This is a genomic window from Streptomyces sp. NPDC088116, assembly GCF_044741745.1.
GTDB lineage: Bacteria > Actinomycetota > Actinomycetes > Streptomycetales > Streptomycetaceae > Streptomyces.
On record NZ_JBIUTF010000001.1, the window covers coordinates 364,943 to 387,049 of the forward strand.

Here is a 22,107-nt window from a genome sequence, read left to right on the forward strand (position 1 = left end):
ACACCCCCCGTGTCACCCCTGAAGCGCCCCCGCCCGGACTCCGCCGCCGATGCCGGTCAGCGGTCGCCGGCGAAGAACCCCAGGCAGGCCTCGGCCGTCTCGCGCGGCGCCTCCTGGGCGGGGTGATGCCCCGTGTCGAGCAGCACCTCGCGCACGTCGGTCGCGACCTCACGCATCTGCCGGGCCGGGTCATCGCCCACGGCGTACGTCCCGCCGACCGCGAGGACGGGCATCGGCAGCGGGGCGCGGGCGGCGGCCCGGTTCACCTCGGCGTCCTCAAGAGTGGCGCGGTAGATGAAGAGCATCGCCCGCAGCCGGCCGGGCAGCGTGCAGCACCGGACGTATTCGTCGAGGAAGTCGGAGGCGAGCGCGTCGACATGGTGGGCCTCCCGGGACATCCAGTGGTCGATGAACGGCCGCTCGCGCCCGGCGATGTCCTCCGCGAGCGTCACCGTGTCGAAGCCCCCGGCGGCCGGGTCGGAATCGCCGAGTCCCCGCAGGTCGGGCGTGATCACGGTGTAGTGGGGCGTCAGGTGCGGTACGACATCCCGCCAGTGACAGCTGGCCTTCGGCGCACCGTGGAGGAGCACCACGGTCTCTTCCTCACCCTCCGCGCGGTAGTGGAGACGGGTGCCGTTCACGGACATGCGCGCCGAGGTCAGCGGACGCCCGAGGTGGTCGTGCACGTACATGCGTATCGCCCTCGCTCTGCTCGAGACTCTGCTCGAGCTGGTCACTTCCAGTTACTCGATCACCGCAAGGAAGCGATCTCTACGCAGAAAGAACGCACTTTTCAGTGAGAGGGGAACCTCGCGGTGACCGAGCAGCTCAGGCGCCGCCCGACCACGCGGATGTGACGTGCGCCGGGCGGGGGCGACGGCGTACCGGACCTGGGCCATGTTTCAGCAGGAAAAGACGGCCCTGCGGTCATCACGGAAGAAGGACGCGCTTCCTCGCATTGGCGCGGAGCGGTGTGTATGAGGTTGCACCTTCCGTAGCGGCATGTGGTCCGGTGGACTTACGTCCCGATCCCTTGAGGAAAGGTCCCCGCTCATGCATTCGTCCTTCATGCCACCCCGCCAGGTCAAGATCGGTGACGCGGCGGCCTTCGCCGGCAGCACGCCACGGGCGATTCGCCATTACCACGAGATCGGCCTGCTCCCCGAGCCTGAGCGGGGCGGCGATGACCGCCGCCGCTACGGGTACGAGGACATGATCCGCCTGCTGTGGATTCGCAGGATGGCCGACGCCGGGATCGCCCTGGACGACATCCGTGACGCCTTCACCACCGGCACGGCTTCCGCCGGTGCGGACAGCGCTGAAGAGATCGCGGGCATCCTGGAGCGGTTGGAGGAAACCCTCGCCGAGCAGGAGGCGGAATCGCGGCGGCAACGGACCGCCGTGCAGCGGATGCGCACCGAAGGCAGCCGGATGGGCCTGCTCTCCGACTTCGTCACCGACCGCCTCAAGAGCCTGCCCGAGGGCTCCCTGCGTCAGGCGGACCTGGACAGCCTGCTGGTCACTGAGCGGATTTTCGGCCCGCTCGGCGCGGCCGTCCAGGCCACCCGCTTCGTCGTCCTGGCCACGCATCCCACGCTGCGAGAGGATTCCGACCGCATCGACGACGCCGAGGAGGCACTCGATGACAGCGTCGCCGTCGATGATCCACGGGTGGCTCAAGTGGCTGTCGAGCGGCACGCCTTCGAAAGCGTCCTGCAAGCTGTCATCGAGGAGTCCGGCCTGGAGAAGGACGACGATGCCCTCTTCGACGCCTGGGAAACTTTGCACCCTGCCACCGCCGATGACGGCGAGGACGAGGCCGACCTCAGCTCTGGCCGGCGGGAGGCCGACTCCATGAGCGCGTTCGAAGCCATCGGCAAGATGCCCTACGACTTCTCCCCGGCCCGCCTGCGCTGTATGGAACTGGCCGAAGAACTGTCCGCCCAAGACTCACCCGCTGCCCAGAACACGGCCTGGACCGGGGCGACTGCAAAGCCGTCCGCAACGTCTTGAGCCGGATCAGGCGGTGATCGGGCGCCGGGTCGCCGGGTCGCGTTCACCGATGAGCGGCCAGCACTGCCCCGAGGCCCTCTTGCAGATCCTTGACGAAATACTCGGGGACCTCCAGCGAGGGGAAATGTCCCCCGCTTTCGGGCGACCTCCATCGGACGATTTTCCGGTACCGCTCCTGCGCCCAGGGGCGCGGACTCTTCTCGATGTCGCGGGGATACATACTGATCGCCGACGGGACGTCGACCCGAAGTTCGGGGTCCAGCGAGTTGTGACTTTCGTAGTAAATACGGGCCGACGATGCACCGGTCCGCGTCAGCCAGTACAGGGTGACGTTGTCAAGAACGCGGTCCATGGAAATCGTCTCGAACGGGCTGTCTTCGGTGTCCGTCCACTCGGCGAACTTGTCGAGGATCCAGGCAAGAAGCCCGACCGGTGAGTCGACGAGCGAGTAGCCGATGGTCTGCGGTCGGGTCGCCTGCTGCTTCGCGTACGCCGCGCGGTGGCGCCAGAAATCGCGGGTTTCCTCGGTCCACTGGCGCTCGACCGCCGTCAGCCCGTCCGTTGTCAACCCGGGCGGCGCCTCCGCGAACGTTGTGTGGATGCCGAGAACGTGCGCCGGGAACCTGCCGCCGAGAACCGTGGTGATATTGCCTCCCCAGTCGCCGCCGTGGGCCACGAACTTGCTGTAGCCGAGCCTCCCCATCAGTTCCACCCACGCGGCCGCGATCTTTTCGGTTCCCCACCCGGTGGTGGCCGGCCTGTCGCTGTAACCAAAGCCCGGTAGCGACGGGACCACGACATGGAACGCCGGCGCGTCCGCGTCTTTCGGATCTGCCAACTCGTCCACTACATCGATGAATTCAGCAATGCTGCCCGGCCAGCCGTGCGTCACGATCAGAGGAGTGGCATCCGCGCGCGCGGATCGGCGGTGCAGGAAGTGGATGCCCAGATCGTCAATGGTCGTGCGGAACTGGCCAATGCGGTTGAGGCGCTCTTCGAACGACCGCCAGTTGTACCCGGTGCGCCAGTAGTTCACGACATCGACGAGGTCGGCGAGCGGAACGCCCTGTTCCCATCGGCGAGGGTCGGGCGCGGCGCGATAGACCGTCTCAGCCTCCGGCAGCCGCGCCGCGGCCAGTCGCGCGCGCAGATCGTCGAGGTCGGCGTCAGCCGCGTGGGCTTCGAATGCTTGCACGTCGCTGGTTGGACGGTTCATGGGATGTCGCACCTCCTGGTCATTGCGGAACCGGCTGAAATTCATCGCGAACCGGCTTAGACGGTTCTAGCAGGCCTCCAGGTCTGCGCGCAACCTGCTAAGGTGGTTCCATGCCTGCTGGGTTCCCTGATTTCCGCCTCGGTAGCGTGCTGGCGACCAGCTTCACGGGGACTCTGTCGGAGCGTCATGGCAACGCGGTCGAGCGCATTCCCGTGCCGCACCGACTCGTCGACTGGCTGGCGGTGTACGGCCTGGCCGTGGCGTCCTGCACCACCGCCCAGCTCGACCTCGCCCGGGAACTGAGGGAGTCGATTCACGCCGCCGCGACAGCGGCCGCGCTCCAGGACGCTCTCCCTGCGTCTGCCGTCCAAGTCATCAATGACCGCAGCGCTCAGGGTCGGGCCGCGGCGATCCTGACGCCCGAGGGCAAGCGGCGATGGCAGCTCAGCTCGGCTTCCTGCGTGGAAGATGCCCTCAGCGTGATCGCCGCCGACGCGATCAGCATCATCGCGGGCGAACGAGACGGAAAATTGGCCTTGTGCGCATCACCGACCTGCCAAGCCGCCTTCTTCGACACCAGCCAAAGCCGCACCCGCAAATGGTGCGACATGAACACGTGTGGGAACCGCCAGAAGAAGGCGCGCTTCAATGCCAACCAGCGCATGCGATGAGCCTTGACGACTGTGGGCCGCTCCCGGGAAGGGAGCGGCCCACAGTGGCGTACGAAGTCGAGCCCTACGGGCGGCCCTCCCCGCCGACCGCGTCGACAAACGCCGTCCACGCCCGGCCGGTGACAACGAACGCGGCGCCGTGGGGATCCTTGGAGTCGCGTACAGCCATGACATCGCCGTCGAGACGGGCGCCCTCTACGCACATGCCCTTCTGGTCATCGCTGTAGCTCGACTTGAACCAGTGGGCACCGGTCAGCGAGTCAGCCCTGTATGTGATCGGCATCAAAGCTCCTGGCGTGTCCTGTTCTCGCTCTCGTACGACCAGACGGACGAGGTGCTGATCGAAGTGGACGACCATTCCCCGGCCCGGGTCGTCGTCGGACACCCCGGGCCGGAGGAGGAGCACGGCCGGGGCATGTCGCTCGTCGCCACGCTCGCCCGCGCCTGGGGACGGCGCGGGACATGTACCTGGTGCACCGTCGGCACGCAGGCCCTCAATTCGTACGAGGTGGGTGTCCGATGACCGTCAACCGCCGGATTCCGGGCCTCCATTGGCCCTGGCGGGCGCCGAGATACACCACGGACACGGAGACGCTGCACCGCCTGCTCGCCGCTCTGGGCCGCTGGCGTCTGCGTGAACTCGAACGGTTGCCGTCCTTCCCCGCGCCCGGAGCCACCTGCCGTGAGGCGGGAAGTGCGGGCATCGTCGGGACCGCTCAGCAGGCGTCGTATCCCGTGGACCTCATGTCGATCGACCGTACCGTCGCCGCCGCCCTCACCCGCCGGCTCACGCTCCCCGAGCGCGACTGGACGGACATCACCACGCTCAAGCTCCGGGGCCAGCTCGCTCTGCTTCTGTGTGAGGACCTGGGCGACACCGATTCCCCGCACTATGTGGCTCTGTACAGAACGGCGTACGGCCTGCTCGACCGCAACGCCCAGCCCACCCCGCGCACTCCCCCGGCCACGCCTACGACCACATGCGCGCACTGGCCGCGGCCACCCGCGTATTCGCCACGCTCTACGAACAGCACCGACGGCAGATGCCGGAGGACCTCGACCGGTAGAGCGCGTTCCCCGTCGCGGACGGGGTGGTGAGGGGTGCCGTCAGGCTCACCGGCGCCGAAGCCACATGGCCGCCGCGCCGGTGAGCCTGACTCGTGAGATCAGCCCCCGTGGTGGCCGTGGCCCTTCTTGGCGTGGCTGCCACCGTCCGCGTTGAGGCAGACGTTGCCGGACGTCGGGTTCAGCAGCGCGATGATGTTGATGCTGTTACCGCAGACGTTGACCGGAATGTGGATCGGCACCTGGATGGCGTTACCGGACAGGACGCCGGGGGAGTTGGCGACGATGGCGTCGGCATCGGCGTCGGCGACAGCCGGACCGGCGCCCGCGAGGATGGCGGACGCGGCCAGGGCGGCGGCCGCGAGGGACGTGCGAATACGCATGATTTCTCCCGAGTAGGTGAGGAAACGTTGAACCCTGATCACACCCGCCATGGCGATCATCGGAAGGTATTGACCCATACGAGGGCAAGTCCGCCGACGGACGAAGGTATCCCGGGAATAAGTCCGGGCGCGGTCGTCGGAAAGAGCGCCCATTCGGCGTACGCCGATCGCTCAAGCCTTAGGGCCTGTCCGGCTGGCGTGCCGTCATGGGGACACCTACGCTGGTGAGAAAAGGGGATTCACCCGGGCGGCGCATGTCCGCGGCGCGAATACGCCCACATGAATACGCCACACGGCCCGGGATGTGCCCGCCCTGATCGGGCCCAGTGCCGGTTCCCGGCGCCGGTCAGAGGCGTGGCTGCCGTATCGCCACATGAGGGCGCCGGTTTTTCTCATGTTCAACCTCCTTTTGGCTGGCGCCGGTTGGCGACCATGTCCGTCAAGAGAGGTGAGAACCATGACCGAGCAACTGAGCCGTAGGCCCACTGACCCGAGCCACAAGAAAATGGCCGCGCGAGTACGCGCGAGCCTCGCGGAATCCGGCATCGACTCGTTCGACGCGATAGTGGACCGCTTCGCGGATTCCGCTCCGCTCTCGCACGAGGACCACCTCATGATGATCGGCCTCGGCACCAAGGCCCCGCCGTCGCCGAAGCCGCATCAACCGCCCGAGATGAAGGTAGTGATCGACGGCGAGACCAACGAGCCTGGAACAGTGCACCAATTCGACGGGCAGGCGTTGTACTCGACGCCGGGTTTCGACGCGAAGAAGAACCCCGTCATGTACAGCTTCACGTCCTTGGAAGGGCTCAATCAACACCTGCTGGCGAGGCCGTTCCATGATGTCGGCACGACCAACCCGGACTCGCTGTCGGAGCTTTCGTACTACTACGAGAACGACGACGCGGGCGGAGACTGGTTGCAGAACGGCCCGGCACGGGCCTGGAGCGACCTCACCCGCGTACCGCGCGGATTCCTGCACACGGGCAACTGGAACGACTTCATCTCCTCGGTCAATTGGTGCCGTTGGGATATCTCCCTGTACGAGAACATCAACTACCAGGGCTCGCAGCTCTACCTGCCGGCCGGGCGGACCTACTTCCACCTGAGCCAGTTCGGCTGGAACGACCGCGCCTCCGCGACCGTGAACTGGGGACGGCGCTTCTGACCCGGGTTCCGCGGCCGGCGACCCGCCGACGTCAGTGGTCGGCCCGGGTCGGCGAGATCTGCCGCATGAGGCCGAGGATGTCCGGAGCGACCCATTCCTCCGCGATGCGGTCACCCTCCAGGCGGTAGACCTCGACGCTCCGGTAGCTGACCTGACGGCCCGTCGCCTCGAACTCCTGGGGTGGGATCGACCCGCGTGCTCGGTGATTGATCCGGGCCGGGTGCCACTCAGTAGAAACCCCGATGTCGCGGCAAGGTCAAACCGTCACGGACTCCCCGTGCCGCCCCCGCCGTGGTCGTGCCGTGAAAGGCCGCCGGTCAAGGGCGCCCTTGACCTTGTCGCAACGTCAGGGTTTGTACTGGGCTCATGCGAATCGGCGAAATCGCCGCCCTCGTCGGGGTCACCCCGCGGGCCGTGCGGCACTACCACCATCTCGGGCTGTCGCCCGAGCCCGTACGGCGCGGTAACGGCTATCGCGACTATGGCATCCGGGAAGCTGTCCAGCTCGCCCGGATCCGGCGGCTGACCGAGTTCGGGCTCGGGCTCGAGGAGGTGCGGGACGTCCTCGCGGACGACAGTGCGCGGGAGCTGGTGGAGGTGCTGGAGGAGCTGGACGAAGACCTCGCACGGCAGGAGGCGGCCATCCGGGAGCGGCGGCCCGGCTCGCCCCGCTGCTGGCCGACGCGCGGGCCGGGCGGTTCCCCGCCGAGGGGCCGGTGTCGCCGGAGTTCGCCCGGCTGCTGGTGAGTCTGGGCGAGGTGCCGGACTCCCCGAGCGCCGTGCGGGACCGGGAGCACCTCGCCTTCCTCGACGCCCTGGCACCCGAGGAGGAGCGGGGCTCGCTGATGACGGCGCTGTACGGGATGAGGGAGCACGCGGGGGAGGTGTACGGCCTGCTGGACGCCCTCGCCGACGAGGAGCCGGACGCCCCGCGGGTGGACCGGGCCGCGGCGGCGCCGGCGGCCCTGCTGCCCGACGGCCTGGCGGCGCACTTCCCCGGCAACGACGCCGGCGGTCTGGCGGACGGCATCTTCGCGGACCTGGCGCCGGCCCAGTCGGCTGCCGTCCGGCGGGCGATGGAACTCGTGACGGAACGACAGGAAGGACCATCTTGACGACTCCGGAGAGTGGGGCGCTCCTGCCCCGGTCCGTGCTGCGTTTCGTCAAGCACGAGCTGCGGATCATGGCGAGCCTGGTCCGGTGGGCAGCCCGCCGCCGGCACGGCGTCAACGGCGCCGACGCGGTCTTCTCACACGGCGGCGACCAGGCCGTCATGATGTACGGACTCGCGTTCGCCTGCGTCGTCGAGACCGTCGCCCTGTCGTACCTGCTCGCGGACTGGCCCGTCGTCCACACCGTCTTCCTGGTGATCGACGTCTACACCGTCGTGTTCGTCCTCGGCCTTCACGCGGCCTCCGTGACCCGGCCGCACGTCCTGGCCGACGGCACCCTGCGCGTCAGGCAGGCAGCCCACATCGACGTCCACGTGCCCCTCGGCCAGATCGCCTCCATCCGGCGCGAGGCACGGTTCACCCACGAGAAGAAGAACGACGAGCTGAACCTGCCCATCGGCTCACAGACCTCCATCACCCTCGCACTGACCGAACCGGTCAGCGCGCCGAAGTTCCTCGGCGCGCCCCGCCTCGTCCAGGTGATCAGACTGCACGCGGACGACCCGAAGGCCCTCCACGACGCCCTCACACGGGCACAAGCCGCATCCGCACCCGCCACCGGGTCCGGCGCCTCTGACCGGACCCGTGGAGTCGATCCCGGGCACCGGTCATAGGTGAGACCGCCGCGCCGCATCGTCGAGGCGGCCGGATCGAGTGCCGGCAGCGGCAGTATCGCGTGCGTCGGGAGCCTCCATCGGGAGCGCTTCAATACGAACAAAATGACGAGTCGTCGCCATTTGCCGCAGGACAGGCATATGTGAGAAATGAGGGAGGTAATTATCCCTAGGCCCTGTCCGGCCGATCTCTGCCGGGCCCGGAACGCCTGGCACGGCACCTCGCAAGGCGCCCCGGGCCGATCCGGCAAGATCGACCGGACAGGACCTGGCTCGCACCGTCCGCCCCACTGGCCGGATGACCGTTCGCGTTCGTCCTGGAGTACTTGATGACCGAAGTTGGCGAATCAACCACCTGTCCGTTCGATTTCAGTGAGGCCTTGGAGTTCGATCCCTCACTCGCCGGGCTCATGTCCCGGGGATCCATCTCGCGGATCCGGCTGCCTTACGGCGACGCGGAGGCCTGGCTGGTCACGGGGTTCGACGGGGTGCGGCAGGTGACCACCGACCAGCGGTTCAGCCGAGCGGGGATCATGGGCCACAACTACCCGCGGCTGACCCCGGAGCCGATCGTCTCCCCCGAGTCGATCAACGTGATGGACCCGCCCCGCAGCACCCGTCTGCGACAGCTGGCCTCACAGGCGTTCACCAAGCGCCATGTGGACCGGATGCGGCCCGCCATCGAGGGCATCGTCGACGGGCTCCTCGACGAGATGGCCGAGCACGGCTCCCCGGCCGACCTGGCGCACCACCTGTCGGACAAGCTCCCCCAGCACACCATCTGCGAGCTGCTGGGCATCGCCCCGGACGACCGGCCCCGGATGCAGATGTACGCCCATCAGATGCTGTCCACCGCCCCGGACACCCGCCGGGCGGCCGCGGACGCGAAGGCGCAACTGCGCGACTACTTCGGCGCGCTGGTGACCGAGCGGCGGCGCACTCCGGGGGACGACCTGATCAGCACCCTGGCCGCCGCGAAGGACGGTGACGACGCCTTCGACGACAAGGACCTCGCGGTCATGGCGCTCACCCTCATGCTGAGCGGCCACGACACGGCGACCTGCGAGATCAGCAACATCGCCTACCTCCTGCTCACCCGCCCCGAGTTGATGGACCTGCTGCGGAGCCGCCCCGAGTCGCTGACGCCGGTGCTCGACGAACTCCTCCGCTACATCCCGTTCCGCAAAGGCGTGGGCATCCCGCGCGTCGCCCTGGAGGACGTGGAGATGGACGGGGTGACGATCCGGGCGGGCGACTTCGTCCATGTGTCGTACCTGACGGCGAACCGCGACCCGGACAGGTTCACCACCCCGCACGACATCGACCCGCACCGGCCGAACACTCCGCACATGACCTTCGGCTGGGGCGGACACCGCTGTATCGCGGCCCCCTTGGCCATGGCGGAGCTGGAGGCCACGATCGGTGGTCTGCTGACCCGGTTCCCGCGGCTGCGACTGGCGGTTCCGGCCGAGGAGCTGCGGTGGGACACGGAGACCATCCGGCGCTTCCCGTGCGAGCTGCCGGTGGCCTGGTAGCCGCCCGCCACGTCGCGGGGCCCGTCCTCAACCGCCGGACGGGTCCCGCGACCTGTCCACCGCCCCGGGGCCGAGCCGGGGCCGGGAGGTTCCACCGTCCAGTTGCCTTTTGGTCAGTGACCTACGGTACTGGGCCCCGCTCGCGGAGCCGCCGCGAGGTGACAAGTGGCTCTCCGTAGCCGGTGCGGGGGTTGTTCAGCCGATCCCGGGGTGTTCGTCCATCAGACGGTGGCGGTGGCGTGCATCTCCCAGATGAGAATCTCGGCCGGCTCGACGGCGGCGACACTCTGGCCACCGGTGGCGGTGAAGCGGGCCGCGTCGCCCTGGGTGAGGACGCCCACGCCTTCGAGGTCCACCGATCCGCGCGCGACGAAGAGGTGCAGGTACGGCGCCTCGGGCAGGGTGACCCGCCGGCCGGGGCGCAGCCGCGCCGCGTGCAGGGCGGCATGCCGGTTGTGGATCCGGATCGCGGTCGCGTCCCGGTGCCGGTCCATGCCCGAGGCCACGGTGACGAGCGACCCGCTGAGCAGCTCGTCGTCGATCTCCAGCTGCTCGTAGCCGGGCGTGCCGCCCGCCTCGTCGGGCTGCACCCACATCTGGACGAAGTGCGCGGGGGTGGTGGGGTGTTCGCCGGTGAGCCGGTGGGTGTCGTTCTTCTCCGAGTGCAGGATGCCGGTTCCGGCGCTCATCCGCTGGGCGAGGCCGGGGTAGATCACGCCGGAGTGGCCGCCGGAGTCCTGGTGGACGAGCGAGCCGTGGAGCACCCAGGTGACGATCTCCATGTCCCGGTGAGGGTGCGTCTCGAAGCCCGCGCCGGGCCGCACCAGGTCTTCGTTGTTGACCAGCAGCAGGCCGTGGTGCGTGTTGGCCGGATCCGGGCGACCGGTGCCGAGCGAGAACGAGTGCCTGGAGTCGAGCCACGACAGTTGGCTCGACTGCCGCTCGCCGGCCCGTCGCACCTCGACCATGGGTGTCAGCAGTCCGGGCATCGGGTTCCTCTCTCGATGTTGATCGTTCGATATTCAACATCTAGCGTACGGGCCATGACATGAACGTTCAAGTTATTCTTGCTGTCAAGGCACCCCCAAGTCCTACCCGTGTCATCCTCACGGCGCGGCTGATACGCTCCCAGCGTGACCCCCCAGGACAATCCGCCCCAGCCACCGTCCGACGAAAATGCGGACCTGTGGCTCGACCCCGGCGAGCTGGCCTCCTGGCTGTCGGTGGTCCGCCTGATGACCCGCCTGCCATGGGCCATCGACGCGCGGCTGCAGCGCGACGCCGACCTGAGCATGGTCGAGTACATGACCCTGGCCATGCTGTCCGAGGCCCCCGAGTGGACCCTGCGGATGAGCGCGCTCGCCGAGAACACCAGCACGTCACTGTCACGGCTCTCGCACATGGTCAAGCGACTGGAGAGCCGCGGCTACGTCCGCCGCGAGCCGGACCCCGCGGACGGGCGTTTCACCAACGCCATCCTCCTGCCCGCCGGCATGGACAAGCTCGAATCCGCCGCTCCGGCACACGTGGCCCACGTCCGCCACCTGGTCGTGGACAACCTCTCCGGCGAGCGCCTGCGCCGCCTCGGCCAGGACGCCGAGCGCATCCTCCAGCGCATCGACTCACCCGCGCGCTGACTTGACACATCAAGTGATCATCTAATTCCTGCCAGATACACTCGACTCCACCTCAGGACCTGCGCTCGTCCACCTCAGGACTTGCACTCGACATTGACTTGAATGTTAAAGTTAATACACAAGGTTCCCTTACTGCGAGAGGAGAGTCGAGATGTCACTCGACAACGAGAAGATCATCCGCAGCGCGTACCGGGTCGCCGAAGAACGGGACATCGCCGGCTGGGTCGCGGCGTTCACCGAGGACGGGACCTTCACCGACATGTCGGTCCCGCACACCTATCGCGGCGCCGACGAACTCGGGAAGACGGTCGAGGTCTACGCCAAGGCCTTTCCCGACATGCACCGCGAACTCGAGCGGTTCTACCTCACCGGCGACTTCGTGATCGTGCAGCTGAGACTGCAGGGCACCCATCTCGGCCCGCTGGAGCTGCCCGCCGGGACGGTCCCGCCCACGGGCAAGCGCATGGACGCCCCCTGCTGCGATGTGTTCGAGCTGACCGACGGAAAGATCAAGCGCTTCGACTGCTACCCCTCCGGTACGGTCATCGCCGCCCAGCTCGGTCTCGCCTGACCCACCGACGAATGCCTCACTTGAGCATTCAAGGTCACAGGGCTAACGTTTGACTTGAACACTCAAGCCACATGAAGGCCCTCATGACCACCGCAACACCGACGCCGGACGGCACCTGCTGCTGACCGCGACCGTCCGCGCCCACCGCACCGACGGCAGCCCGGCCTGAGGGCCGGGCCGCGGAAGGAGTGAACAGCATGAGCACTCTCAAGATCGCCGTGATTCTCGGCAGCACCCGCCCCGGCCGCAACGGCAAGGCGGTCGCCGACTGGATCATCGACCGCGCCGGCGCGCGGACCGCCGCCGAGTACGAGCTGGTCGACCTCACCGACTGGCCGCTGCCCTTCATGGACGAGCCGATACCGCCGTCCATGGGGCAGTACCAGGGCGAGCACACCAGGGCCTGGGCCGCCAAGGTCGCCGAGTTCGACGGCTACGTCTTCGTCACCCCGGAGTACAACCACTCCATCCCCGGCGTGCTGAAGAACGCGATCGACTTCGCCTACGCCGAGTGGAACAACAAGGCCGCCGCCTTCGTGTCCTACGGCAGCCTCGGCGGCATCCGCGCCGTCGAGCACCTGCGCGCCATCGCCAGCGAGGTCCAGCTCGCCCACATCCGGCAGCAACTCGCCTTCTCCCTGCTCACCGACTTCGAGAACTTCTCGCTCTTCAAGCCCGCCGAGCACCACGACGCCACGGCCACGAAGCTCTTCGACGGCGTCGAGGCCTGGTCCACGGCGATGAAGACACTGCGCGACTGACGACTGGAGACACCATGCCCGAACAGAACTCTTCCCTCGCGTCCGCAGGCACGTACGCCCTCGGCTCCTGGCAGGTGCGCCGGATCGGATACGGCGCGATGCAACTGGCCGGCGAGAACGTCTTCGGTCCGCCCCACGACCGCGACGAGGCATTGCGCGTGCTGCGCGCCGCGGTCGCCGGCGGCGTCAACCACATCGACACCGCCCAGTACTACGGCCCCGGCGTCGTCAACGAACTGATCCGCGAGGCGCTGCACCCCTACCCGGACGACCTGGCCATCGTCAGCAAGGTCGCCGCCCGGCGCGACGAGAACGGTGCCGTCCTGCCCTACGACGAACCGCACCAGCTGCGCGCGGGCATCGAGGAGAACCTCGCCACGCTCGGCGTCGACCGCCTGGCCGCGGTGAACCTCCGTGTCATGGACGGAACCACCCCGCCGGGCAAACGCTTCGACGCCCAGCTGGCGGAGCTCGTCCGAGCCCGCGACGAAGGGCTGATCGACGGCATCGGCCTCAGCAACATCTCGCGGGAACACCTGCTGCGGGCCGTCGAGCAGACGCCGGTCTCCTGCGTCCAGAACCTGTTCAACCTCACGGACCAGCACTCCCTCGACGTACTCCAGGAGTGCACGAGCAGAGGGATCGCGTTCGTGCCCTTCTGCCCCCTCGGGTGGCCGCGCGACGCGCAGAACCGGATCCTCTCCAACCCCGTCCTCTCCGCCGTCGCCGAGCGGCTGCGGGCCACCCCGGCACAGGTCGCCCTCGCCTGGCTGCTCGACTTCGCACCCAACATCCTGCTCATCTCCGGCACCCGCACCCGCACACACCTGGCCGAGAACCTCACCGTCGCGTCGGTACAGCTCGACGAGACCTCACGCAAGGAGCTGGCCCGGGAGTTCCCGCCCCCGAACAGCCGTGCCTGAAAGCCTTCCCCGCGCCTGAGCGGACCGGCCCGTACCGAGCCCACACCCGCGCGGTACGGGCCGTGGGAGGGTGGTCGTGTGACCTTGGAGGATCTCGTCCGGCTGCGCCGGGCCCGTGACCGGATGGACCGCGACTACGCGGAGCCGCTCGACGTTCCGGCGCTGGCGCGCGACGCCCTCATGTCGCCGGGCCACTTCTCCCGCAGCTTCCGCGCCGCCTTCGGCGAGACGCCGTACAGCTACCTGATGACGCGCCGGATCGAGCGGGCCAAGGCGCTGCTGCGGCGCGGTGACCTGACGGTGACGGAGGTCTGCTTCGCGGTCGGCTGCACCTCGCTGGGGTCGTTCAGCTCGCGGTTCACCGAGCTGGTCGGCGAGAGCCCGAGTTCGTACCGTGCCCGCCGTCATGACGAGGGCGCCGCCATCCCGGCCTGCATCGCCAAGATCCACACGCGACCGGTCAGGAACGGGCCGGAGCGGACGGGGCACGAAGCGACGGGGCAAGACTGACCGGTCGGGAACGGACCGGTCAGGAACGGAGAAGCGAAACCCGCACCCCGCCCGTAGCGTGAAACGCATGGACATCAAGCTTTCACAGTGCTTCATCGCCGTCGACGACCATGACAAGGCGCTCGTCTTCTACCGGGACGTTCTCGGCCTGGAGGTCCGCAACGACGTCGGCTGGGAGGGGATGCGCTGGGTGACCGTCGGCGCGCCGTCGCAGCCCGATGTGAACATCGTTCTCGAACCGCCCGTCGCGAACCCGAACTCCTCCCCCGCCGACAAGCAGGCCATGGCGGAACTGCTGGCGAAGGGGCTGCTGCGCGGAGTCATCTTCAGCACCGACGACTGCGACGCCACCTTCGAACGCATCCGTGCCGCCGGCGGCGAGGTGTTGCAGGAGCCGATCGACCAGCCGTACGGCGTCCGCGACTGTGCCTTCCGCGACCCCTCGGGCAACATGCTGCGCTTCACCCAGCCCCGGGGGCAGTGAGTTCCGGTCCCACGACGCCAGGGTGTGTCGCGAGAGTCCCGCCTGGCCTGCGACGCCCTCCGCGAGGACGGCGCTACTTTCACGACACACCCTGGCGCTACCCTGCTGGCGAACCCCGCGCCTCGCACCGGGCGCGGCCCCGGCCGACACCGCCCTCAGGTGGAGCGCGGACCGTTGCCGTGACCGCGCCGACGGACGCGCGACTGTCCGCCGTACGTACGGCGGACGTACAGGGGACGTACGGCGGAGAAGAACCAGACGTACTGCTCGCGGGCCAGACGTACCGCTCACAGCTGTCCGGATCGAGCCAGGCGACACCGACGGGGACCGCGAAGGCGGCTCCGCCCACAGATACGGAGACACGAGAAGCATGGCCACGAGCACGGACCACACGCGGTCGCCTGCCCCGCACGACGCCGACAGCCACGATCTGATACGCGTGCACGGCGCGCGCGAGAACAACCTCAAGGACGTCAGCGTCGAGATCCCGAAGCGGCGCCTGACGGTGTTCACCGGTGTCTCCGGCTCGGGCAAGAGCTCGTTGGTGTTCAGCACGATCGCCGCGGAGTCGCAGCGGCTGATCAACGAGACCCACAGCGCCTTCGTGCAGGGCTTCCTTCAGACGCCCGCGCGGCCCGAGGTCGACGTACTCGAAGGGCTGACGACCGCGATCATCGTCGACCAGCAGCGGATGGGGGCCGACGCCCGCTCCACGGTGGGCACCGCCACCGACGCCAACGCGATGCTGCGCATCCTCTTCAGCCGGCTCGGGCAGCCGCACATCGGCCCGCCGCCCGCGTTCTCCTTCAATGTCCCCTCGGTCCGGGCGAGCGGTGCGATCACGGTCGAGCGCGGTGCGCGCAAGACGGTGAAGCAGACCTACACCCGCACCGGCGGCATGTGTCCGCGCTGCGAGGGCCGGGGCACGGTCTCCGACATCGACCTCGCGCAGCTCTTCGACGACTCCAAGTCGATCGCCGAGGGCGCGATCACCGTCCCCGGTTACACGAAGGACGGCCACTGGACGCTGCGGATCTTCACCGAGTCGGGCTTCGTCGACCCGGACAAGCCGATCCGCGACTTCACCGAGACCGAGATGCACGACTTCCTCCACCGGGAGCCGACGAAGGTGAAGGTCAGCGGTATCAACCTCACCTACGAGGGGCTGATACCCAAGGTCCAGAAATCGTTCCTCTCCAAGGACCGGGAGGCGTTGCAGCCGCACATTCGGGCGTTCGTGGACCGGGCGGTCACCTTCACCGCCTGCCCCGAGTGCGACGGCACCCGGCTCAGCGAGGCGGCCCGGTCGTCGCGGATCGGCGGGATCAATATCGCCGACGCGTGCGCGATGCAGATCAGCGACCTGGCCCAATGGGTCCGCGGCCTCGACGAGCCGTCGGTGGCGCCGCTGCTCGCGACGCTGGGGCAGACTCTGGACTCGTTCGTGGAGATCGGGCTGGGCTATCTCTCGCTCGACCGGCCGGCGGGCACGCTGTCGGGCGGCGAGGCGCAGCGCGTCAAGATGATCCGGCACCTCGGTTCCTCGCTCACCGACGTCACGTACGTCTTCGACGAGCCCACCATCGGGCTGCACCCCCATGACATCGAGCGGATGAACGGCCTGCTGCTGCGGCTGCGGGACAAGGGCAACACGGTGCTCGTGGTGGAGCACAAGCCGGGGACGATCGCCATCGCCGACCATGTCGTGGACCTCGGCCCCGGCGCCGGTACGGAGGGCGGCACCATCTGCTTCGAGGGCACCGTCGAGGGGCTGCGGGCCGGCGGCACCCTCACCGGCCGCCATTTCGACGACCGGGCCGCCGTCAAGGAGAAGGTGCGTACACCCACCGGCGCGCTGGAGATCCGCGGCGCGACGGCGCACAACCTGCGCGATGTGGATGTCGACGTGCCGCTCGGGGTGCTGACCGTCGTCACCGGTGTCGCGGGCTCCGGCAAGAGCTCGCTCGTGCACGGGTCGCTGCCTCGGCTGTCGGGGGCCGCCGGCGAGGGTGTGGTGTCGATCGACCAGGGCGCGATCCGCGGCTCGCGGCGGAGCAACCCGGCGACATACACCGGTCTGCTGGAACCGATCCGCAAGGCGTTCGCGAAGGCGAACGACGTGAAGCCGGCGCTGTTCAGCGCCAACTCCGAGGGCGCCTGCCCCAACTGCAACGGCGCCGGTGTGACCTTCACCGATCTGGCGATGATGGCCGGTGTCGCCAGCACCTGCGAGGAGTGTGAGGGCAAGCGGTACCAGGCGTCGGTGCTGGAGTACCGTCTCGGCGGCCGGGACATCAGCGAGGTGCTCGCGATGTCGGTGGCCGAGGCCGAGGAGTTCTTCGGGGCGGGTGAGGCGCGCATCCCGGCCGCCCACAGGATCCTCGACCGGCTCGCCGACGTCGGGCTCGGCTACCTCACCCTCGGGCAGCCGCTCAACACACTGTCCGGTGGCGAGCGGCAGCGGCTCAAGCTGGCCACGCACATGGCGGAGAAGGGCGGCGTCTACATCCTCGACGAGCCGACCACCGGCCTCCACCTCGCCGACGTGGAGCAGCTGCTCGGCCTTCTCGACCGGCTCGTCGACTCCGGCAAGTCCGTCATCGTCGTCGAGCACCACCAGGCGGTCATGGCGCACGCCGACTGGATCATCGACCTCGGCCCCGGCGCGGGCCACGACGGCGGCCGGATCGTCTTCGAGGGCACCCCCGCCGACCTGGTCGCCGCCCGCTCCACCCTCACGGGGGAGCACCTCGCGGCGTACGTCGGCACCTGACCGGGGCCGCTCCTCCACGACGTGCGGGTACCGCAGTCGGCATGCTCCACACGGTTGCCGAACGGCGGGAGCCCCAGGCCGGGTTTGAGAGGGAAGGCCCCGGCCTGGGGCTCAGAAACAGGCCGGGGCAATGGGGGGAGAAGCCCCGGCCTGGGGCTGTTGGGCTGGGGGTTCCAAAGGCCTGCGGGGCTCCAAAGGCCTGCGGGGCTCCAAAGGCCTGCGGGGCTCCAAAGGCCTGCGGGGCTCCAAAGGCCTGCGGGGCTCCCTGGAAGGGCTCTTCGAGAACCCTTCCAAGGAACCCCTGAGGGTCGACCAAGGAGTCGGACCCATCACGGACCAGGAGGCGGACCCAAGGGGCTCAGACCGCGGCCTTGTCGCCGCCGCGCGCCTTCACGGCGTCCTTCTCCAGGCTCGGCGCCGGCTCCTGCGTCTGGCCGGCCTGCGGCTCGGCGCCGTCGCTGTCGTCGTCGCCGGACCCGCCGCCGTGGCCGTCGTCCACCAGGGTCTTCTCGTCGAACGGAAGCTTCCCGGCGAACACCTGCTCCGCCCGCTCCTTGTCGAATTCCTTCGTCCAGGTACCGACGAGGACCGTGGCCACCGCGTTGCCCGCGAAGTTCGTCATGGCACGCGCCTCACTCATGAAGCGGTCGATACCGACGATCAGGCCGACGCCGTCCACCAGCTCCGGCCGGTGCGACTGGAGACCGCCCGCCAGTGTCGCCAGACCCGCTCCGGTGACACCCGCCGCGCCCTTCGACGCGATGATCATGAACAGGAGCAGTGAGATCTGCTCCGAGATCGCGAGCGGCTTGCCCATGGCCTCGGCGATGAAGAGCGAGGACATCGTCAGGTAGATGGCCGTGCCGTCCAGGTTGAACGAGTAGCCGGTCGGCACGGTGATGCCGACGACGGGCTTGCTCACGCCCACGTGCTCCATCTTCGCGATCAGACGCGGGAGCGCCGACTCCGAGGAGGAGGTGGAGAGGATCAGCAGGAACTCCCGGCCCAGGTACTTCAGCAGGGAGAAGATGTTGACGCCCGAGACCAGCTTCAGCAGCGCGCCGAGGACGAGGAAGACGAAGAGCGCACAGGTGATGTAGAAGCCGATCATGATCATCGCGAGCGACTTCAGGGCGTCCAGCCCGGTCTCGCCGACGACCGCCGCGATGGCGCCGAAGGCGCCCACCGGCGCGGCCCACATGATCATGGCGAGGATCCGGAAGACCAGCCGCTGGATGTGCCCGATACCCCGCAGCACCGGCTCACCCGCCGAGCCCATGGCCTGGAGCGCGAAGCCCGACATCAGTGCGATCACCAGCGTCTGGAGGACCGAGCCCTCGGTGAACGCCGACACCATGGTCGTCGGGATCATGCCGAGCAGGAACTCCGCGGTGGTCTCGCCGCCGCCCTCGGCCTGCGCCGCGCCCGCGCTGCGAGCCGCCTCGGAGATGTGCAGACCGTCACCGGGGTGCAGGATGTTGCCGACGACCAGACCGATGGCCAGCGCCACCGTTGACATGGCCATGAAATAGCCGAGGGCGAGTCCGCCCACCGCACCGACCTTGGCGGCCTTTCTGACCGATCCGACGCCCAGCACGATCGTGCAGAAGATGACGGGGGAGATCATCATCTTGATGAGGTTCACGAAGCCGGTACCGAGCGGCTTCAGCTCGACGGCCACTCCGGGGGCCGCGAAGCCCACCGTGATGCCGAGCACTACGGCTGCGATCACCGCTATGTACAGAAAGTGGGTACGGTCCCGCTTTGCGGCCACGGGTCCTCCTTGACTCGTCCCTGCGTTCCCCCGTCCCTGTCTCGAGGGGTCCCGGTGACTATCCACCACGGCTGTGACGCTGGTCACCCTTATGTTCATTTCGTTCATGTGAATCAGGCCAGGCATTCTTGTTCCATGCATCTGCCCCGACCGCGCAGCCTCGCCGGCCAGCTCTTCGCCATGCAGGTCGTGCTGGTCGCGGCCGTCGTGGCGGGGTGCGCGGTCTTCGCGTACATCACCGGACGCGCCCAGGCCGACGACACCGCGCGCAAAGAAGTGGTCGCCACGGCACATGCCATGGCCGATTCGCCCTCTGTACAAACAGCGATCCGTACGTCAGATCCGACGACCACGCTCCAGCCGTACGCGGAGCGGGTACGGCACGACACCGGCCTGGACTTCATCACGATCATGAACCCGAAGGGCATCCGCTGGACGCACCCCGACCCGTCGCGGATCGGGAAACCCTTCCTGGGCCGTACGGCACCGGCGCTGCACGGCAAGACGTTCACGGAGACCTACACGGGCACGCTCGGCCCCTCGATCCGGGCGGTCACCCCGGTGCGGGACGGCGACCGGATCGTCGGTCTCGTCAGCGTCGGCATCACCGTCGAGCGGGTCTCCTCGCAGGTGACCAAGCAGGTCCAGGCGCTGGCGCTGATGGCCGGCGGGGCGCTGGCGCTCGGCGGCCTCGGTACGTACGTGGTCAATGCCCGGCTGCGGCGGCACACCCACGGGATGAACGCCGAGGAGCTGAGCCGCATGCACGACTACCACGAGGCCGCGCTGCACGCCGTGAGCGAGGGGCTGCTGATGCTCGACGGCGCGAACAGGATCGCGCTGATGAACGACGGCGGCCGGGAGCTGCTCGGCCTCGACGACTCCGCGGTGGGCCGCCCTGTGGCGGAGCTGGGGCTGCCCGTGCCGCTCACCGGAGCGCTGCTCTCCGCGACGCCCCGTACGAATGAGGTGCACATGACATCCGAACGGGTAGTGGTGGTCAATACGCGGCCGGTCGTCGGTGGCGAGCGGCGAGGTACGGTCATCACTCTGCGCGACCACACCGAGCTGCAGGCGCTCTCCGGAGAGCTGGACTCGGAACGTGGTTTCACCCAGGCTCTGCGTTCACAGGCGCATGAGGCGGCCAACCGGCTGCACACAGTGGTCTCGCTGATCGAGTTGGAACGGGTGGAGCAGGCGGTGGAGTTCGCGACAGCGGAACTGGAACTGGCCCAGGCGCTCACGGACCGTGTTGTCGCGGCGGTCGGCGAGCCCGTCCTCGCGGCACTGCTGCTGGGCAAGGCGGCCCAGGCGAACGAACGCGGTGTGGAGCTGGAGCTCACCGAGGACAGCCGGATCGACGACGGCGTCCTGCCCCAGTCGCTCCCGGCGCGCGACCTGGTGACCATCCTCGGCAATCTGATCGACAACGCCATGGACGCGGCCCAGGGCAGCGAGGGCGCGCGGGTCATGGTGGCCGCGCTGGTCGAGGGCGACGAGCTGCTGCTGGACGTACGGGACACCGGCGCCGGGGTCGAGCCCGGCGACATGGACGAGGTGTTCCGGCGCGGCTGGTCGACCAGAGGGCCGGGGCGCGGGCTCGGGCTGGCACTCGTACGGCAGGCGGTGCACCGCGCGCACGGCACGGTGCGGCTGACGCGGGGCCCTGAGGGCGGCGCGGAGTTCACCGTACGGCTGCCGCTGGGGAATGGGCCGGGCGACACCGGTACGGCCGCCAGGGGCGCTGACACGAGCCACGCGGGCACCACGGACGCGGACCCTGGGCGCGCGGGCACAACGGACGCGGGCACGACGGACGCGCGTCCGTCCGGTGACTCGGGCAGGTCCGGTGACACGAGTACTTCCGGTGACTCCTCGGGCACTTCCGGTGACACGGAGGCGACCCCATGAACGCCACGGACTCGGTCGGCCCGGCGATCCGGGTACTGGTGGTCGAGGACGATCCGGTCGCGGCCGACGCCCACACGCTGTACGTGGGCCGGGTGCCCGGCTTCGCCGTCGCGGGCGTCGCCCACTCCCGGGTGGAGGCCGGCCGGGTGCTGGAGCGTACGGACATCGATCTGATCCTGCTCGACCTGTACCTCCCGGACGGGCACGGGCTCCAGCTGCTGCGCAATCTGCGCGCGGCCGGGCATCACGCGGACGTCATCGCGGTCACCTCGGCGCGCGATCTCACGGTGGTACGGGAAGGCGTGTCCCTCGGGGTCGTCCAGTACGTACTGAAGCCCTTCACCTTCGCCACGCTGCGCGACCGGCTCACCCGGTACGCCGAGTTCCGGGCGGCGGCCGGCGAGGCCAGCGGCCAGGAGGAGGTGGACCGGGCTCTCGGCGCCCTCCGGGCCCCTCAGCCGTCCTCGCTGCCCAAGGGGCTCAGCGCCCCCACCCTGGAGGCCGTGACCCGGGCGCTGCGCGCCTCCGACACCGGCCTGACGGCCGCCGAGGCCGGTGTCCAGGTCGGGATCTCCCGCATCACCGCGCGTCGCTATCTGGAACACCTGGTCACGAACGGACGCGCCGAGCGCAGTCCACAGTACGGGCAGGTCGGGCGCCCGGAACTCCAGTACCGCTGGATCGCGGCGACCCACTGACCCGACCGGCCCCACCGGACATCCCCGGCCCAGCAGGCCCCACCGGGCCGGGCCACCCCACAGGACAAGCGGACCCCGCCCGTGCGGGCGGGCACCACCGGGCCGGTCGGCCCCGCGCGTGCGAACGCGCCCCAGCGAGCCGGGGGGCGCCAACTACTCTCCCCTGCAAGGGGATTGACCTTGGTATTGGCCCAGTCCTACGGTCGCCGGGCAGCCCTCAGCGGCTCA

At 68.9% G+C, this 22,107-nt stretch carries 22 protein-coding genes and 1 pseudogene; 16 read left to right on the plus strand and 7 right to left on the minus strand.

Features of this window, described 5'->3' with window-relative positions:
• Nucleotides 1-56: 56 nt before the first annotated feature.
• Nucleotides 57-692: an alpha/beta fold hydrolase gene (locus tag ACIOJD_RS01560; protein ID WP_401907663.1), complete on the minus strand. Its 636-nt coding sequence runs from the start codon at nt 690-692 to the stop codon at nt 57-59.
• A gap of 361 nt (nt 693-1,053) precedes the next feature.
• On the opposite strand from ACIOJD_RS01560, the gene ACIOJD_RS01565 reads away from it, so the two are divergent.
• Nucleotides 1,054-2,013: a MerR family transcriptional regulator gene (locus ACIOJD_RS01565; RefSeq protein WP_401907664.1), complete on the plus strand. Its 960-nt coding sequence runs from the start codon at nt 1,054-1,056 to the stop codon at nt 2,011-2,013.
• A 43-nt stretch (nt 2,014-2,056) separates the two neighbouring features.
• On the opposite strand, the gene ACIOJD_RS01570 is transcribed toward ACIOJD_RS01565, so the two are convergent.
• Nucleotides 2,057-3,229: an epoxide hydrolase family protein gene (locus ACIOJD_RS01570; RefSeq protein ID WP_401907665.1), complete on the minus strand. Its 1,173-nt coding sequence runs from the start codon at nt 3,227-3,229 to the stop codon at nt 2,057-2,059.
• 110 nt (nt 3,230-3,339) lie between these two features.
• Between ACIOJD_RS01570 and ACIOJD_RS01575 the strand changes: the two genes are divergently transcribed.
• Entirely contained in the window at nt 3,340-3,900 is a 561-nt protein-coding gene (locus ACIOJD_RS01575) for a CGNR zinc finger domain-containing protein (RefSeq protein ID WP_401907666.1), read from the plus strand.
• 64 nt (nt 3,901-3,964) lie between these two features.
• On the opposite strand, the gene ACIOJD_RS01580 is transcribed toward ACIOJD_RS01575, so the two are convergent.
• Nucleotides 3,965-4,183 (minus strand): DUF397 domain-containing protein, encoded by a 219-nt coding sequence (locus ACIOJD_RS01580; protein WP_401907667.1) that lies wholly within the window; start codon nt 4,181-4,183, stop codon nt 3,965-3,967.
• 63 nt (nt 4,184-4,246) lie between these two features.
• Here ACIOJD_RS01580 and ACIOJD_RS01585 point away from each other — a divergent pair, with 63 nt between their 5' ends.
• On the plus strand, nt 4,247-4,423 hold the full coding sequence (locus ACIOJD_RS01585) for a hypothetical protein (RefSeq protein WP_401907668.1): 177 nt from the start codon (nt 4,247-4,249) through the stop codon (nt 4,421-4,423).
• Nucleotides 4,424-5,066: 643 nt separating this feature from the next.
• Here the strand turns inward: ACIOJD_RS01585 and ACIOJD_RS01590 are convergent.
• On the minus strand, nt 5,067-5,348 hold the full coding sequence (locus ACIOJD_RS01590) for a chaplin (protein ID WP_401907669.1): 282 nt from the start codon (nt 5,346-5,348) through the stop codon (nt 5,067-5,069).
• Between the two features lie 457 nt (nt 5,349-5,805).
• Here ACIOJD_RS01590 and ACIOJD_RS01595 point away from each other — a divergent pair, with 457 nt between their 5' ends.
• Nucleotides 5,806-6,516 carry a hypothetical protein gene (locus ACIOJD_RS01595; RefSeq protein ID WP_401907670.1) on the plus strand — a complete coding sequence of 237 codons (711 nt, stop codon included), beginning with the start codon at nt 5,806-5,808 and terminating at the stop codon, nt 6,514-6,516.
• A gap of 31 nt (nt 6,517-6,547) precedes the next feature.
• On the opposite strand, the gene ACIOJD_RS01600 is transcribed toward ACIOJD_RS01595, so the two are convergent.
• Nucleotides 6,548-6,760 (minus strand): ester cyclase, encoded by a 213-nt coding sequence (locus tag ACIOJD_RS01600; RefSeq protein WP_401908865.1) that lies wholly within the window; start codon nt 6,758-6,760, stop codon nt 6,548-6,550.
• A gap of 122 nt (nt 6,761-6,882) precedes the next feature.
• Between ACIOJD_RS01600 and ACIOJD_RS01605 the strand changes: the two are divergent.
• The 3 genes and pseudogenes from ACIOJD_RS01605 (at nt 6,883) to ACIOJD_RS01615 (ending at nt 9,837) form a co-directional block, all read left to right on the plus strand.
• Nucleotides 6,883-7,631 (plus strand): annotated as a pseudogene (locus ACIOJD_RS01605) (MerR family transcriptional regulator).
• On the plus strand, nt 7,628-8,302 hold the full coding sequence (locus ACIOJD_RS01610; protein ID WP_401907671.1) for a hypothetical protein: 675 nt from the start codon (nt 7,628-7,630) through the stop codon (nt 8,300-8,302). Before ACIOJD_RS01605 ends, ACIOJD_RS01610 begins: the two are co-directional and overlap by 4 nt.
• Nucleotides 8,303-8,631: 329 nt before the next feature.
• Nucleotides 8,632-9,837, plus strand: a complete 1,206-nt coding sequence (locus tag ACIOJD_RS01615; protein ID WP_401907672.1) for a cytochrome P450 — start codon at nt 8,632-8,634, stop codon at nt 9,835-9,837.
• 221 nt (nt 9,838-10,058) lie between these two features.
• On the opposite strand, the gene ACIOJD_RS01620 is transcribed toward ACIOJD_RS01615, so the two are convergent.
• Entirely contained in the window at nt 10,059-10,826 is a 768-nt protein-coding gene (locus ACIOJD_RS01620) for a pirin family protein (RefSeq protein ID WP_401907673.1), read from the minus strand.
• Nucleotides 10,827-10,970: 144 nt separating this feature from the next.
• Between ACIOJD_RS01620 and ACIOJD_RS01625 the strand changes: the two genes are divergently transcribed.
• From ACIOJD_RS01625 to ACIOJD_RS01655, 7 genes are all read left to right on the plus strand, one after another.
• Nucleotides 10,971-11,474 carry a MarR family winged helix-turn-helix transcriptional regulator gene (locus tag ACIOJD_RS01625; RefSeq protein ID WP_401907674.1) on the plus strand — a complete coding sequence of 168 codons (504 nt, stop codon included), beginning with the start codon at nt 10,971-10,973 and terminating at the stop codon, nt 11,472-11,474.
• A gap of 151 nt (nt 11,475-11,625) precedes the next feature.
• A complete protein-coding gene (locus tag ACIOJD_RS01630; protein WP_401907675.1) occupies nt 11,626-12,045 on the plus strand; it encodes a nuclear transport factor 2 family protein in 420 nt (139 codons plus the stop codon).
• A 197-nt stretch (nt 12,046-12,242) separates the two neighbouring features.
• Nucleotides 12,243-12,806 carry an NADPH-dependent FMN reductase gene (locus ACIOJD_RS01635; protein ID WP_401907676.1) on the plus strand — a complete coding sequence of 188 codons (564 nt, stop codon included), beginning with the start codon at nt 12,243-12,245 and terminating at the stop codon, nt 12,804-12,806.
• A gap of 14 nt (nt 12,807-12,820) precedes the next feature.
• Nucleotides 12,821-13,729, plus strand: a complete 909-nt coding sequence (locus ACIOJD_RS01640) for an oxidoreductase (RefSeq protein WP_401907677.1) — start codon at nt 12,821-12,823, stop codon at nt 13,727-13,729.
• Nucleotides 13,730-13,807: 78 nt separating this feature from the next.
• Nucleotides 13,808-14,239 (plus strand): helix-turn-helix transcriptional regulator, encoded by a 432-nt coding sequence (locus ACIOJD_RS01645; RefSeq protein ID WP_401907678.1) that lies wholly within the window; start codon nt 13,808-13,810, stop codon nt 14,237-14,239.
• A 67-nt stretch (nt 14,240-14,306) separates the two neighbouring features.
• Nucleotides 14,307-14,723, plus strand: a complete 417-nt coding sequence (locus tag ACIOJD_RS01650; RefSeq protein WP_401877885.1) for a VOC family protein — start codon at nt 14,307-14,309, stop codon at nt 14,721-14,723.
• Between the two features lie 370 nt (nt 14,724-15,093).
• Entirely contained in the window at nt 15,094-17,496 is a 2,403-nt protein-coding gene (locus tag ACIOJD_RS01655; protein ID WP_401907679.1) for an ATP-binding cassette domain-containing protein, read from the plus strand.
• A 358-nt stretch (nt 17,497-17,854) separates the two neighbouring features.
• Here ACIOJD_RS01655 and ACIOJD_RS01660 read toward each other — a convergent pair whose 3' ends face one another.
• Nucleotides 17,855-19,270, minus strand: coding sequence for a cation:dicarboxylate symporter family transporter (locus ACIOJD_RS01660; protein ID WP_401907680.1), 1,416 nt, complete (start codon nt 19,268-19,270; stop codon nt 17,855-17,857).
• Between the two features lie 135 nt (nt 19,271-19,405).
• Here ACIOJD_RS01660 and ACIOJD_RS01665 point away from each other — a divergent pair, with 135 nt between their 5' ends.
• Entirely contained in the window at nt 19,406-21,181 is a 1,776-nt protein-coding gene (locus ACIOJD_RS01665; protein WP_401907681.1) for an ATP-binding protein, read from the plus strand.
• Entirely contained in the window at nt 21,178-21,879 is a 702-nt protein-coding gene (locus ACIOJD_RS01670; RefSeq protein ID WP_401907682.1) for a response regulator, read from the plus strand. The genes ACIOJD_RS01665 and ACIOJD_RS01670 overlap by 4 nt, the downstream gene beginning before the upstream one ends.
• Nucleotides 21,880-22,107 lie beyond the last annotated feature (228 nt).